General features: G+C 49.4%; 1 protein-coding gene. It reads right to left on the bottom strand.

Going from position 1 to position 1,105, the window contains the following annotated elements; genetic code table 11:
• Positions 1-156: 156 nt before the first annotated feature.
• Positions 157-1,105 (bottom strand): formylglycine-generating enzyme family protein (locus AM228_RS28940; protein ID WP_156332149.1); only part of this gene is annotated, 949 nt, incomplete at its 5' end.

The following is a 1,105-nucleotide window of genomic DNA, read 5'->3' as shown; positions in this document are numbered from 1 at the left end:
TTTGCCAAAATGAGAATTGCTGCCCTGGGGGGTTGACAAAGCCAAAAAGGTGGGTTATAGTGTAAGAGTAGAAATCTGAAAAAAAATTTTTTGCGCGGAGCGCCACTAGGGTAAAAAAGAAAAGAGCAAAGGGCAAAAGAGAAAAAGAGAATAGGGCTACAGAGTCTCCGGGGGCAAGCAGGAGACGCTAAAGCCGTTGATGTTGAACCTGTAGGCCGCGACGAACCTGTCGCGGTAGGCGCAACGGCAGTTATCAGGGTCGATGTCCCACGAGCCACCGCGCAGCACTCTTAGATTTTTTGTATTTAATAGGTTGACTAAATAATCAACATTTTGGTATTGGTAGTAGAAATCATTAGCTTCATCCCAAACTCGGCCATCAGAGGGCGCATTGCTATAGCTATCGTGCCAAGGGTCAGCGCACCACTCCCAAACATTCCCGTGGATGTCATACAAGCCAAAAGCATTGGCGTGTTGAAAATGACCAACGGGATTAGTTTTTTGGCGGTAAATTCCCTTGGCACCTGAGCCGTAAGTATAATCGCCATGATAATTGGCCAGTTCAGTTGTCAGGGTTTCGCCGATGTGAAAGGCTGTGGTCGTTCCGGCTCGTGCCGCATATTCCCATTCAGCTTCACTAGGTAATCGGTAGGGTTTGCCGATTTTTTTGGAGAGGCGGGCACACCACTCAACTGCGTCATACCATGAAACTCGTTCAACGGGAAGATTTTCTCCTTTAAATCCTGACGGGTTGGGGTCGAGATCCCGTTGCAGCTTGGGAAAACTGGCCACTTGCCGCCATTGGGCTTGGGTGACGGGATATTTGCCCATGAGGAAAGGCTTGATGGTGACTTGATGCTGCGGCTTTTCATCATCGTATTTCCCATTAGCAGGGGAACCCATTGTAAAGGTGCCTCCAGGAATATAAACCATTTCCAGGGTGACGCCATTGCCCAGGTCGGTGATGATTTGTTTCGCTTGTCCTTGACGGCGGCTGATTTCTTTGCCCTGGGCGTTGACTTTGACGATGTTAAAGGTAAAGGTTGTCACCCCTCCGCCTCCGGCACCTCCCCTTGGTAAGGGGCTAATCTTGTAGGGGTTTGCT

It is taken from the genome of Planktothricoides sp. SR001, assembly GCF_001276715.1.
GTDB lineage: Bacteria > Cyanobacteriota > Cyanobacteriia > Cyanobacteriales > Laspinemataceae > Planktothricoides > Planktothricoides raciborskii.
This window is presented reverse-complemented; position numbering and strand designations above follow the sequence as displayed.